11 protein-coding genes and 3 pseudogenes are annotated in these 12,359 nt (G+C 68.4%); 7 read left to right on the top strand and 7 right to left on the bottom strand.

The window, feature by feature from the left end; all coding sequences use genetic code 11:
* Positions 1-225 precede the first annotated feature (225 nt).
* Both dgt and NGK70_RS00735 read right to left on the bottom strand, forming a co-directional pair.
* Positions 226-1,128 carry a dGTP triphosphohydrolase gene (gene dgt, locus NGK70_RS00740; protein WP_251971485.1) on the bottom strand — a complete coding sequence of 301 codons (903 nt, stop codon included), beginning with the start codon at positions 1,126-1,128 and terminating at the stop codon, positions 226-228.
* 66 nt (positions 1,129-1,194) lie between these two features.
* Positions 1,195-3,105 carry a 3'-5' exonuclease gene (locus NGK70_RS00735; RefSeq protein WP_251971484.1) on the bottom strand — a complete coding sequence of 637 codons (1,911 nt, stop codon included), beginning with the start codon at positions 3,103-3,105 and terminating at the stop codon, positions 1,195-1,197.
* A 189-nt stretch (positions 3,106-3,294) separates the two neighbouring features.
* On the opposite strand from NGK70_RS00735, the gene NGK70_RS00730 reads away from it, so the two are divergent.
* A complete protein-coding gene (locus tag NGK70_RS00730) occupies positions 3,295-3,450 on the top strand; it encodes a hypothetical protein (RefSeq protein WP_251971483.1) in 156 nt (51 codons plus the stop codon).
* 60 nt (positions 3,451-3,510) lie between these two features.
* On the opposite strand, the gene NGK70_RS00725 is transcribed toward NGK70_RS00730, so the two are convergent.
* Together NGK70_RS00725 and NGK70_RS00720 are read right to left on the bottom strand one after the other, a co-directional pair.
* Positions 3,511-3,933: a hypothetical protein gene (locus tag NGK70_RS00725; protein WP_251971482.1), complete on the bottom strand. Its 423-nt coding sequence runs from the start codon at positions 3,931-3,933 to the stop codon at positions 3,511-3,513.
* A gap of 151 nt (positions 3,934-4,084) precedes the next feature.
* Positions 4,085-4,246: an SRPBCC family protein gene (locus NGK70_RS00720; RefSeq protein ID WP_251971481.1), complete on the bottom strand. Its 162-nt coding sequence runs from the start codon at positions 4,244-4,246 to the stop codon at positions 4,085-4,087.
* A 192-nt stretch (positions 4,247-4,438) separates the two neighbouring features.
* Between NGK70_RS00720 and NGK70_RS00715 the strand changes: the two genes are divergently transcribed.
* The 3 genes and pseudogenes from NGK70_RS00715 (at position 4,439) to NGK70_RS00705 (ending at position 7,613) form a co-directional block, all read left to right on the top strand.
* Positions 4,439-6,394, top strand: coding sequence for a hypothetical protein (locus NGK70_RS00715; RefSeq protein WP_251971480.1), 1,956 nt, complete (start codon positions 4,439-4,441; stop codon positions 6,392-6,394).
* Positions 6,395-6,458: 64 nt separating this feature from the next.
* A pseudogene (locus NGK70_RS00710) lies at positions 6,459-7,136 on the top strand (TerC family protein); the annotation flags it as partial.
* A 51-nt stretch (positions 7,137-7,187) separates the two neighbouring features.
* Positions 7,188-7,613 (top strand): universal stress protein, encoded by a 426-nt coding sequence (locus NGK70_RS00705; RefSeq protein ID WP_428985595.1) that lies wholly within the window; start codon positions 7,188-7,190, stop codon positions 7,611-7,613.
* A gap of 67 nt (positions 7,614-7,680) precedes the next feature.
* Here NGK70_RS00705 and NGK70_RS00700 read toward each other — a convergent pair whose 3' ends face one another.
* Positions 7,681-8,190 carry a universal stress protein gene (locus tag NGK70_RS00700; protein WP_251973638.1) on the bottom strand — a complete coding sequence of 170 codons (510 nt, stop codon included), beginning with the start codon at positions 8,188-8,190 and terminating at the stop codon, positions 7,681-7,683.
* A gap of 147 nt (positions 8,191-8,337) precedes the next feature.
* A pseudogene (locus tag NGK70_RS00695) lies at positions 8,338-8,952 on the bottom strand (TerC family protein); the annotation flags it as partial.
* Between the two features lie 450 nt (positions 8,953-9,402).
* Between NGK70_RS00695 and NGK70_RS26575 the strand changes: the two are divergent.
* A pseudogene (locus tag NGK70_RS26575) lies at positions 9,403-9,678 on the top strand (helix-turn-helix domain-containing protein); the annotation flags it as partial.
* Between the two features lie 117 nt (positions 9,679-9,795).
* Here the strand turns inward: NGK70_RS26575 and NGK70_RS00690 are convergent.
* Positions 9,796-10,434 carry an MBL fold metallo-hydrolase gene (locus NGK70_RS00690; protein ID WP_251973637.1) on the bottom strand — a complete coding sequence of 213 codons (639 nt, stop codon included), beginning with the start codon at positions 10,432-10,434 and terminating at the stop codon, positions 9,796-9,798.
* A gap of 234 nt (positions 10,435-10,668) precedes the next feature.
* On the opposite strand from NGK70_RS00690, the gene NGK70_RS00685 reads away from it, so the two are divergent.
* Together NGK70_RS00685 and NGK70_RS00680 are read left to right on the top strand one after the other, a co-directional pair.
* On the top strand, positions 10,669-11,667 hold the full coding sequence (locus NGK70_RS00685; RefSeq protein ID WP_310742604.1) for an NADH-quinone oxidoreductase subunit B family protein: 999 nt from the start codon (positions 10,669-10,671) through the stop codon (positions 11,665-11,667).
* Positions 11,668-11,682: 15 nt separating this feature from the next.
* Positions 11,683-12,351 carry a nickel-dependent hydrogenase large subunit gene (locus tag NGK70_RS00680; RefSeq protein ID WP_251971478.1) on the top strand — a complete coding sequence of 223 codons (669 nt, stop codon included), beginning with the start codon at positions 11,683-11,685 and terminating at the stop codon, positions 12,349-12,351.
* Positions 12,352-12,359 lie beyond the last annotated feature (8 nt).

Raw genomic sequence — 12,359 nt, 5'->3', positions numbered from 1 at the left:
TGAGATAGTAGCCCCTTAATTACACTTCTTCCAGCGAGTTCGACTCCCTCTGCGGCCGGACTTCTATATATTCTCGCTCTGGCAAAGGTGCCCACCTTTTTCAATAGGTCACCCACTTCTGTTTCGCCTGGAATGTTGCATCGGAAGTCTCCGTTGAATATTCCGTCTATGTTGTCCGTGTAATTCTTTGTGGCGGTCTCTACTGCTAAGTTATTAATCCGGCAATTAAACAGGAAAAATTTGCGTATCAAGGAAGTCCTTTGCAATCAAGGACTTGCGGGACCTTTGTGTCGCCTGTTTTATTGCCGGTTTAATAATGATGGCGGTCTTGAAAGCAATAAATGGTTTTATATGATTGGATTTGGCAGTGATTTCGCTGAAAAATGGATCAAATTCATTCTTGAGATCTTCATCGTCAATTATTCCCTTCTCAAGACCATCCTCGAGATCGCTCATGGAATATGCAATCTCGTCTGCAATGTCCATTATCTGCATTAGTGGAAATATTTTTCCTGTCTTCCAGTTTAGGCGTTCGCAACATTCTTCGTAACTTTTGACGTCACTGTCAAATATCCCGACCTTCTTGTCAATTGGTCTATTCTTGACATCCCATGGGTACTTGATTGTCGAAAGCAGAAGCGAGCAACTCAAGTTTAATCCGAAACGATCCTCGCCTGCTAGAAAAGATATTAGTCGGAAACCCTGAGGATTTCCATCAAAATGAAGAACGTCCCCTGCGAGTTGGATGTCTCTACACCATTCTCTAACTGCCGATTCTCCAAGATGCCCAAACGGTGGGTTCCCGATATCATGAAGAAGACACGCTGTCTCGACGATGTTCACTAGTGCCGTCAGCTCATTGTAGCGCTTCGAGGAGGTGTCATTGCTGACAAATTTTTCGATTATTTTCTGCGTAAGGTATCTGCCAATCTGTGATACCTCAATGGAGTGCGTCAATCGGGTTCGCACAGAGGCATTCGGTTCAAGTGGGAATACCTGAGCTTTTTGCTGCAAGCGACGGAAAGCTGCGGAATTTACAACTCTCGCTTTATCGCTCTCTGAGGCAATCAAGACGCCACGATAACCAGCTGTTGACCCTCGAAGACGCTCCTCGGAGACAAGTTGCAAGAGCTTCGAAATTGACGAATTACTCATAGAGCCTTCCGTGATTGCTCAGTTTGATTTGGATGAGGCTTACGCTGCGACGACGGCTGGCGATTGCTGTTTCTGGAGCGCGTAAGAAACCCTCTCCACCGCCCCCGAGTCCCCACACCCCGCCAACACCAGCCGATGCGTCGCCCGGGTCATCGCGACGTACAGCAGCCGCCATTCCTCATCCTCCGCATGGCGCGCATCCGGCACGGCCTGGAGGCCGACGATGGCCACGGTGTGGAATTCCAGGCCCTTGGAGGCGTGCAGCGTCGTGAGCTTGACGCTGTCGGGCTGCCAGCGTTTTCCGTCCGCGCCCTTGAGGCGCTGGGTGGGGATGCCTTGCTGGTGCAGGGCGCGTTCGATCGGGTCGAGCAGGTGGTTGTAGCGCGCCAGGATGCCGATGTCGGCCGGGGTGACGCCCTCGGCCATGGCGTCGGCGATGCGGTCGGCCACGCGTTCGGCTTCCTCGCGGGGTGAGCCGGCGCGCAGCAGTTCGGGCAGGGGGCCGCTGCGGCCGGCGGCCAGGGGCTGCTGGTGGACGATGTCGCTGGTGGCCTCGTCGTCCGGTTCCTGGCCGGCCAGGAGTTGACCGGCGGTGCGGGTGGCCAGGGAAAGCACCTCGGCGGTGTTGCGGTAGTTGACCTTCAGCACGCTGGTGCGCCCGCGGGCCTCGATGCCCACGCTGGCGAAGCTGAACTTGGTGCGGGGCCGGCGGTAGATGCTCTGGGCGTCGTCGTAGAGCACCAGCAGGCTCTTGGTGCTGGGGTCGACGAGCTGGGGCGCCAGGCGCAGCCAGGCGTCCTCGAAGTCGTGGGCCTCGTCGATCATCAGTGCGGCGTACTGGGCGCGGGGGATGCGGCCCTGCTCGACGGCCTGCACCACGCTCTCGGCCAGGCGGTCGTAGTCGGTCTGGCGGCCGTTGCGCGGAATGCCCAGCTGGTAGCTGCTGGCCATGTCGTAGCACCAGCTGTGGAAGGTGCGCACCTGCACGCGCTCGTCGATGCCGCGGGCGCGGATCAGGGCTTCGATGCGCACGGACAGCGGCCGGTTGAAGCACAGCACCAGTATGGGCCAGTCGGGCCGGGCGATGGCGGCGAGCTTCTCGGCCCGGTAGACCAGGATCATGGTCTTGCCCGAACCGGCCACGCCGTGGATGACGCGGTGGCCCTCGCCGATGCTGCGGGCGAGTTGCTCCTGCTGCAGGTCCATCACCTGCATCAGGCTGTCGGCGGGTGACAGCACCGGCCGGGCCTTGGGGTCCACCGCCTGCGCATCGTCGTCCAGCAGGGAGGCCTGGGTCTGGATGCGGATCTCGGGGAAGAGGTGCCAGCGCATGCGGTCGCGCTGCGGCAGCGTCAGCGTGTGGCGGAAGGTCACGGTGAACAGGCCCCAGAGCCGCTGCTGGAAGGTGGCGGGGTCGAGGTCGTCGGCCAGGTCCTCGCGGGTGAGGGTGCGTTCGGGCGGGAAGACCTCATCCCAATGGGGATTTTCGGCGTCGGCGATCTTGCGGCGCTCGATGTTGGCCAGCACCGCGCCCCAGCCCCAGGGCGCCAGCAGCTTGCCGGCATGGGGTTCGCCCTCGGACCGGCACAGCCCCGGGTCCTGCTCCATCTGGTTGACCAGTGCGGTGGCGTAGCCGCGCGCCTGCAGCAGCGGGTGGATGCGGCTGACGCGGCCGCCGGGCAGGTCCAGCAACACGTCGTGGCGGTTGGCCTCGCGGATGGCGCTGGCGCGCCAGCCCTTCACCTCCAGCACCAGCAGCCCGCGGCCGGGGTGGAGGATGACGAAGTCCGGGTACAGCCCCTTCGTGCCCACCGGTACGTTGTGCCAGACGAGGTAGTCGTCCTCCAGGCAGCGCCGGAGCTGGTCGAGCACTCGCTTCTCAGCCCCGCCGTCCTCGGTGTGGCGGCAGCGTGCCGCGATCTGGGTGTAGCCCTGGGGAAAGAGAGCCAATGCATCCTCCTGGCTGTCCGCTGTTCTGAAAAGTCTTTCGCACCATACCCGTGCACGGTCGGGTCGGCGAGCCGTCGGGCTCACCGGATTGACCTGGGTAGCCTGGTGAATGTGAAAAATCTCTCGACCCGCGGGCGCTCGCTGAGCCGTTGTTGACGGCGGGCTGTTCTTGTCCAAGGTGGCGCCCTGATGTCGAGCCCACTGCGGTCTCACTCGCCGCTGCTCTGGCACAGCGGCCGCATCGGCGAGCTGATCCAGGACCCGCCCGGCTTCGACCGGGAGCGGGAGGGGCCCGCGCTCAATGCCCAGATCGCGCGCTGGTTCGCGCCGCGGTGGCTGCCGTGAACGGGTGATCTGCGTGGCCGGTGGCCTGCAGTGCAGAACCAGCCCGCACGGCAGCGCTGCTCAGAGCTTCAGCTGCGACAGCGACGCGATGATCAGCACCACCTCCGTCAGGATGATCAGCAGCACCGTCGTGTGCGTCCGGCGAAAGCGGCGGAGCGCTTCCAGATTGCTGCGCTGGATGCCGTCGCCGTAGAACTGCATGGCCGGGACCAGCAATCCGCGCACGACGAAGGTGGCCAGTACGATGCCGGCTGCGCCCGCCGCCAGCAACCGCTGCCCGGCCAGCGCGTGGCTGACGGTCGTACCCGTCGCGGTGACGAAGGCGAGCCGGTAGTACAGCCGGAAGAAGCTGCGCACGAAGCGGGCGTCCAGGGGCACGTCGTGCTTGAGGATCAGCAGCGGCAGCCCGCCCATGAAGAAGTAGGCCGTCGTTGCCAGCAGCAGCACGGTGAACAGCAGGGCCGCGTGGGGGGCAGAGAACATGAGTCACCTCACCGAAAAAGGTCCGTCCATGTGATGGTCCGCTCGGCCCTGTTGTCTTCGGTAGGGCGACGGTGCGCCGCGGTCTTTGAGTGGCCCTGGGAAAGAAGAACCATCGCCGTTGCCCGGGCGGGCACTGTGGTGCGAATTGTGCTCACGATACCTGCACCCGCCAGGGCCGGGGGCCGAACCCCTGTTCCCGCAGCGCGGGCGCGGTCCAGGCGCGGAGGACGGCGGCAGGTGGGGCGGCAATGCGGCGGGTGAGCTTGGGCTCGTGAGTGGCCTTGTCGGCGGGGGTTGTGGTGGCGGCGGTCATGGGGGCCTCCGGTGTGCCCCAGGGCGCGGGTGTCGCGTGCGGGGGGGCTGGGGCGCCACGACGTTACGACGGCCAGCCGGTGTCATGCTGGCCGTTTGGGCCTGACCCCGAGTGGCGCGCGGGGATTTCTCGGCTCCAATCGGGGCTGACCCGCCTGCGGGCTCTCCCACCCCTACCGCCCTTGCGCCGACGATGCCCACTGAACGCTTTGGCCGCCACGTCCCGCCGCAGGATCGGCGCCCGGTGTCCTGGTACGCGCCGATCGGCCTGCGCCAGATCGCGCAGCAGCAGCTGTGGTCCACCCAGCTGCTGCACAACCTGGACCGGCGCGAGACCTTCCACGGCCCCTTCGAGCTGATCGACCTGCGCGATGCGGACACGGGCGGCGGGTTTGGGTTCGACTTCGTGGCCGACACCGGCGATGGCGGCTGCCCCACCTACGCGGTGGCGCGGGGGTTGCTGGCACCGGAGCTGGTGGCCGAGGGGGCCGCGGCGCCGCTGCCGGAGGGCCGGCTGCTGATCCTGGGGGGTGATCTGGCCTACCCGGCGGCGAGCCCGGAGGGCTACCAGTCGCGGCTGGTGGAGATGTTCGAGCTGGCGCGGGACGGGCGCAGCCGCTTCCGCCCGGTCGCGGGCGACCTGCCGGCCGATGCGCCGTTTGCGCCGGACCAGAAGCTGGTGGCGGCGATCCCGCAGAACCATGACTGGTTCGACAGCGCCTCGACCTTCTGCCGCTACTTCGTGCACGACGAGAAGGCCGGGCTGGTGGGAGCCCGCGCACCGCAGACGCGCAGCTACTTCGGAATTGCGCTGCCGCATGACTGGTTCGTGCTGGGCTTCGACTTTGCGCTCACCGGCGACCTGGATCGGCAGCAGTTCGAGGCCTTCGGCCGGCTGGTGACCTCGGGGCAGATCCCGCGCGGGGCGCAGCTCGTGCTGATCTACCCGGAGCCGTACTGGACGCGGCCCTTTGCGTCGCTGCTGCGGGCGGCCTATCCGCTGCGCTTCCAGCGCTTCGAGCACCTGTGCGCGGAGCACGGCCTGCATGTGCGGCTGCGGCTGGCGGGCGACCTGCACCACTATGTGCGCGAGCGGCTCGCGGCGGCCCCGCCCGTCGGGCTGAGCTGCGACCTGGTGACCTGCGGCAGCGGCGGCGCCTTCGGGCATGCCACGCACTGCGTGGAGGTGACTGAGCCCAAGGTGCTGCAGTGGGCCAGCGAGCCCGATGCGGTGCCCGAGGAGCTGCGCGGCCGCATCGTGCTGGGGCGGGTGAGGGATGCGGCGCAGGCGGCGGGGCTGGGCCTGTGCGTCGAGCCGGCGGCGTCCACCTGCCCGGCACCTGGCGACGCAGTGCCACCGGCCGCTCCCGTGTGCTACCCGGACCAGGCCACCAGCCACCGCCAAGCCCGGGGCAACGTGCTGGCGCTGCTGCGCCCGCGCGGCGAGCGCTGGTGGGCGTCGAACCTGGCCTTTGCGCTGCTGATCGGGGTGCTGCTGCAGGCCTGCAGCGGCCTGCTGGCGCCCTGGCTGCCCTGGCCGGCGCTGCTGCAGGGGCTGGCCGGGGTGGCGCTGCTGTTCACCGCGCTGATGCTGACCACCGACAACGACCCCGCCCGCGCCGGCAGGGCAGAGCGGGCCTGGGGCGGTGTGCTCGGCGCGCTGCTGCTGGCGCTGGCGGCGGTGCTGGGCTGGGGACTGGCGCCGCTGCGGCCCGCGTTGGCGGCGCCGGGGGCACCCGGCGTGTCGCTGTTGCCGGTGGACGGGCTGCGGGTGCTGGTGTTCGGGCTGGGCAGCACGGCGCTGGCGGTGCTGGCCGGGGCGTTGGGGGTGGGGGCCTTCCTGTGGCTGCTCAGCTGCGTGGCCGGGCGGGCGGTGACCAACACGTCGAGCGCACTCTCGCTGCAGGGGCACAAGGGCTTCCTGCGCTTTCGGGTGCACGCCGGGGGGTTGGAGGCCGTGATGCTGGGCTGCGACGAGGTGCCGCAGCGCTGGGTGCCGCGCCATGAGCGGTCGGCCGAGGGGCTGCCCTGGTGGGAGCCGGCGCCGGGCGAGCCGCCGCTGCGCTGGCGGGTGGTGGACCGGTTCGAGGCCGTCCGCTCGCTGGCCGATGCCGGCATCGCGGGGCAGGACACCGCGCAGGCACGTTGAAACACGTACGACACCCGTACCGAAAAGCCGCTAGGCTCCTCCGGTTCTTGAATTGGAGGGTTCCATGGGATTTGAAAGCCCTGATTTCTGGGTGGCGTTGCTGCAGATCATTGGCGTGAACATCGTGCTGTCGGGCGACAACGCGGTGGTCATCGCCCTGGCCGCGCGCGGCCTGCCGGTTCACCAGCAGAAGAAGGCGGTGGCCTGGGGCAGCGGTGCGGCGGTGGTGATGCGGATCGTGCTGACGATCGTGGCGGTGGAGTTGCTGCGCCTGCCCTACCTGAAGCTGGTAGGTGCCGTGCTGCTGCTGTGGATCGCGGTGCAGCTGCTGGTGCCGGAAGAGGAGGAAGAGGGCGGCGCCGACGCGTCGACCACGCTCGCGGCGGCCGTCAAGACCATCCTGCTGGCCGACCTGGTGATGAGCCTGGACAACGTGATCGCCGTGGCCGCTGCGGCCAAGGGCAGCGTGACGTTGCTGGTGATCGGCCTGGCGATCTCGATTCCGCTGGTGATCTTTGCCAGCCAGTTGCTGCTGAAGATGATGGAACGCTTCCCGATCATCGTGACGCTGGGTGCCGCGCTGCTGGGCTGGGTGTCCGGCGAGATGGCCATCACCGACCCGTCGGTGAAGGACTGGATCGACGCCCATGCCGCCTGGATGCACACCGTGGTGCCCGTGGCCGGTGCGCTGCTGGTGCTGGCCATCGGCCGCGTGATCGCCTCGCGTGCCCGTGCCGCCGCCCACCCGACGCCGGCTGCGGCCGCCACGCCGACGGTCGGCCGTGCCAACCGGGTGCTGCTGCCCGTGGATGGCTCCGAGGGGGCGCTGGCTGCGGTGCGCCAGGTCATTGCGATGCACGACGGGCATCCGCAGCCTGGCAGCTTCCGGGTGGACCTGCTGAACGTGCAGCACTCGGTGCCTGGTGACGTGTCCACCTTCGTCGCGGGCGCCACGCTGCAGGACTACCACCACGAGCGCAGCGCCGAGGACATGGCCGCCGCGCGCGCCCTGCTCGATGCGGCGAAGGTGCCGTACACGGTGCACACGCGCGTGGGCGATGCGCCAGCGGTCATTGCCGACACCGCCCGCGAACTGGGCAGCGAGCAGATCGTGATGGGCAGCCGTGGCCTGGGGGCGATTGCCGGGGCCCTGATGGGCTCGGTCACCACCGAGACGCTGCGGCTCAGCCCGGTGGAAGTGGTCATCGCCAAGGGCTGACCCGCATCACCCAGGGCGGGCGGCCATCGCCAGGGAGGGCGGGCCGCTGCCCGGGGGTGAGACCGGATCAGTCCAGCGCGAGCCAGGCCAGCGCGCCCAGGCTCAGGCCGAAGCTGGCGGGCACGCCCCAGCGCTCCAGCCGGGACACGGCCGCGCCGGCCACCACCTCGACCGGCACGGGGGTGTGCTCCAGCACCTGGTTGGTGACGGAGTCCTCCAGCATGCGGGTGAGCGAGTTCTTGCGCGCCGTGCCCATCACGATGTGGTGGCAGCCCAGCCGCTGCGCCGTTTGGCAGATGAGGTCGGCGCGGTCGCCGATGTGCCATTCGGCGTCGTAGGGCACGCCCGCCTGTTCGAGCAGCCGGCGCGCCGGACGCAGCGCCGCCTCGGCCTGTTCGGTGTGCCAGGCCCGGCGGTCACGGCGGGCGACGAAGCGCGCAATGTGGCGCGACAGGCCCGGCTGCACATTCAGCAGGTGCAGGTGCAGCGCGTGGTCACGCCGGTACTCCGCGATGGCATGGCGCAGGGCGTTCAGGCCGTTTTCCGACCCGTCGATGGGGACCAGTACGTTCAGCATCTTGCGTTCTCCTGGGGTGGTGGCGGGATGGGGTGGGGTGTCGGCCAGTGGGCGTGCGACGACGAGGGCGAATTCGGCCAGCCGGGCGCGGATGCGCGAATCGAGCCGCCGGTGGTTGCGCACAAAGGCGGCGGCCAGCAGCAGCGGCACCACGGCGTAGGAGGCCCAGGCCAACGCGGGGGCACCCTTCAGGGCCGGGCTTAGCAGCGGCTCGCCGGTCGCCATCTTCACCGCGGTGACCACCAGCACGCCGGAGCCGAGGTAGACGATCACCGGGTAGCGCTCCACGAGTCGGAGCACCAGCGTGCTGCCCCAGACGACGATGGGCACGCTGATCGCCAGGCCGAGCACGACCAGCAGGTAGCTGCCGTGCGCCGCACCGGCGACGGCCAGCACGTTGTCCAGGCCCATCGCCGCATCGGCGACGATGACCGTGCGCATGGCGGCCCAGAAGGTGGTCGCTGCCGGGCCGGCGTGGTGGCCGTCGCCGTCCTCCGGTTGCAGCAGCTTCCAGGCGATCCACAGGAGCAGCAGGCCGCCGGCGAGCATCAGGCCGGGAATGGCCAGCAGCCAGACCACCACGGTCGTCAGGCCGCCGCGCACGACGATGGCGCCCACGGTGCCCCAGACGATGGCGCGGCGCTGCAATTGCGCCGGCAGCCGGCGGGTGGCCAGCGCGATGACGATGGCGTTGTCGCCCGCCAGCACAACGTCGATGACGACGATGGCCATCAGCGCGCTGAGGAAGGTCCAGGCATCCATCGGGGAGCTCCTGCCGGCCGGGTGGTCGAGCGTGGGTCCGTTCGCCCCCACCGGTTCGCCATCATTTTCGGCCGATGTGGCCCCGCTGGTGTACGCATCTCGCGCAGGCAGCTTGCGCGTTTCCCGATGTCCGGGTTTCCGCGCTCCTTGCGTGGACTTGGCTGCGCGGGTACAACCGAGGCTGCTGCAAAGCGGGAGTAGTTCCAGCGCCGCATCGCCGGTGCTGCCAGGTGGCCGTCAGTCCGGGTCGAATGACCCCGGTGCCTGGAGTGTCGTGCCGTTTGCCCGGCCGGGCGAAGGTGGTGGCACCGAGCAAGACCTTTGCCTCAAGAGGCAAGCCGGGGTCGTTCGGTGTCCACGCGGTGGTTTGGCATCTCGCGGTCGGGGAAGGTCCAGGTTTGCCGTCGTCCGTCCGGCTCTGTTCGAGCCGGGTAACCGCTGAGCCCGACGATGCACGCACACCCTGCCACGCTCCTGCCTGAAGATCCGACTGGCCTGGTCTTCCGGCGAATCAGTCCGACGCTGCCCCAGTGGCCCCGCCGCTTCCTGCGCCACGGGACCCTGCCCCAGTTGGCCGCCCTGACCGCCGTGCGGCGCCTGGGCGGGGTGTCGCGCGCGGCCGATGCACTGCACATGGCGCCCTCCACCGTGTCGGGCCACCTGCGCAAGCTCAGCGAGGCGATCGACCTGCCGCTGTTTCGCTGCGATGGCCGGCAGATGCATCCGACCGGCGCGGCCGATGCGCTGGCCGGTGCGGCCGACGAGCTGTTCGCGGTGCTGGCGCGCGTCGATCAGGCGCTCGCGGTGCTGCGCGGTGCGCCGTCCGCATGCCGGGCCGAGGCCTCAGGTGCCGCCGACGAAGGGGTTGCTGCGGCGCTCGCGGCCGAAGGTGCTTTCGGGGCCGTGGCCGGGGATGAAGACGGTGTCGTCCCCCATCGGCCACAGGCGCTGGCTGATGCTGTCGATCAGCGTGTCGTAGTCGCCGCCAGGGAAGTCGGTGCGGCCGATGCTGCCGGCGAAGAGCACGTCGCCGACGAAGCAGCGCCCGATCTCCGGGCTGTGGAACACCACATGGCCGGGGGTGTGGCCGGGGGTGTGGCGCACGTTGAGCACGCAGCGGCCGATCTGCACCGTGTCCCCATCATGCAGCCAGCGGGTGGGCGCGAAGGGTTCGGCCTGCGGGAAGCCGAACTGCACACTCTGCTGCGGCAGCCCGTCGATCCAGAACTGGTCGCCCTCGTGCGGGCCAATGATTGGCAGGCCCAGTTCCCGTGCCAGCGTGCCGGTGCCGCCCGCGTGGTCGATGTGGGCATGGGTGAGCCAGATCTGCTCCAGCTTCAGAGCGCGCCGGGCGATCTCGGCCTTCAGCCGGGGCAGGTCGCCGCCCGGGTCGATGACCGCGGCGGCGTTGGTTTCATCGCACCAGACGATCGAGCAGTTCTGTTGGAAGGCGGTGACGGGGACGGTGTGGTAGCGCAGCATGGCGAGGAGAGCGGCAGAGGGGCTGGGCGCCATTCTGCCGCCAGTGCCGTCAATGCCGTCGCTGGCCTCAGTGGCGTCAGTGGCCTCGGTGCCAGCGTCGCCGGGTCGCCGCTGGTGGCGAGGCCGGCCGCCGCTCAGACCCTGACGATCCTGGCAGCAGTGACCTTTCGTGGACTCGGATACCCCGTGGGGCTACAGAATCGCTGGTTGGTGCCGAATCTGCGTTGACCGGCGCTGCCGTCGCGCCGGTTTGGCCAGAGGCCTCACCCCACTCGACTTGGAAAGAACCCCCTGGCATCCCTCCTCTGGCTGCAGACCGGTGCCTGCGGCGGCGATTCGCTGGCGCTGCTCAGCGCGGTGTCACCGAGCTTGGAGCAATTGCTGGCCGGCTACTCGATCGAGCTGCTCTGGCACCCGTCGCTGTCGAGCGGCCACGCCCGGCGCTTCGACCACGTGGTCGACCGCATCCTGGCCGGCGAGCAGGCGCTGGACATCCTCTGCGTGGAAGGCAGCATCGTCACCGCACCGCGCGGCACCGGGCTCTACGACCCCTGGCGCGGGCGCGGCAAGATGGACCTGGTGCGCGACCTGGCCGAGCGCGCCGGCGTGGTGGTGGCGATGGGCACCTGCGCCGCCTTTGGCGGCGTCCATGCGGCGCCGCCCAACCCCTCGGACTGCATCGGCCTGCAGTTCGACCACGCCCAGCCGGGCGGGCTATTCGCGCCCGAGTGGCGCTCGCGCGGCGGCCTGCCGGTGGTGAACGTGGCCGGCTGCCCGGCCCACCCGCACGCGATGACGCAGACGCTGGCGGCCCTGGTGGGTGATCTGCCGATCGAGCTGGACGGGCTGAACCGCCCCGCGTCGCACTTCAGCACCGTGGTGCACCAGGGCTGCACGCGCAATGAGTACCACGAGTACGACATCGAGGAGAGCCAGCCCGGCGGCAAGGCCTGCCTGTTCTTCAACCTGGGTTGCCAGGGGCCGATGACGCAGGCGGTGTGCAACAGCGACCTCTGGAACGGCGTGAGCAGCAAGACGCGCGCGGGGGTGCCCTGCTTCGGCTGCACCTCGCCGACCTTCCCGCGCGATGGCGACCTGTTCCGCACCGAGAAGGTGGGCGAGGTGCCGATCCGTCTGCCGCTGGGGGTGGAAAGGCCGCGCTACATGGCGTACAAGAATCTGGCGCGGGCCGCGGCGCCACAGCGGGTGCGCGACAAGGAAATGAAGCCCTGAAGGGGCAGCAGCGCCATGGCACGCATCGAACTGAACGTCGACCTCAACCGGGTCGAGGGCGACCTCTCCGTCCAGGTGATGCTGGAGGACGGCGTGGTGGTCGAGGCCCGGACCGCCGGCACGATGTACCGGGGCTTCGAGCAGATCCTGCTCGGGCGGGCGCCGCGCGACGCGATGGTCATCACCCCCCGGGTCTGCGGCATCTGCGGCACCGCGCACCTGTATGCGGCGGTGCTGGCGCTGGAGCAGATCTGGGGCACGCCGGTGCCGCCCAATGCCACGCGCATCCGCAACCTCTGCCTGTTTGCCGAGGGGCTGCAGAACGACCTGCGCCAGACCTTCCTCTTCTTCACGCCGGATTTCTGCCACCCGCGCTACGCGCCGCACCCGCTGCACGACGCGATGATGCGGGCCTTCGAGCCCTTCAAGGGCGAGGTCTACCGCGAGACGCTGGCGATGACGCGGCGCGTGCTGGAGATCGTCGCTCACTTCGGCGGGCAGTGGCCGCATTCGTCCTACATGCTGCCGGGCGGCGTGGTGACGCCGCCGGACACGCGCCGGTTGATCGCCTGCCGCGCGGTGCTCGACGAGTTGCAGCGCTGGTACGAGCAGCGCGTGGTCGGCGCCCGCCTGGAGGACTGGCTGGCGCTGGATTCGGCCGATGCCCTGTTCGCCTGGCGATGACGCGGCGC

Source organism: Sphaerotilus microaerophilus, from assembly GCF_023734135.1.
In the GTDB taxonomy this organism is placed as follows: domain Bacteria; phylum Pseudomonadota; class Gammaproteobacteria; order Burkholderiales; family Burkholderiaceae_C; genus Sphaerotilus; species Sphaerotilus microaerophilus.
Note: the sequence above shows the minus strand (reverse complement) of the source record. Positions and strands in the feature narration are given on the sequence as shown.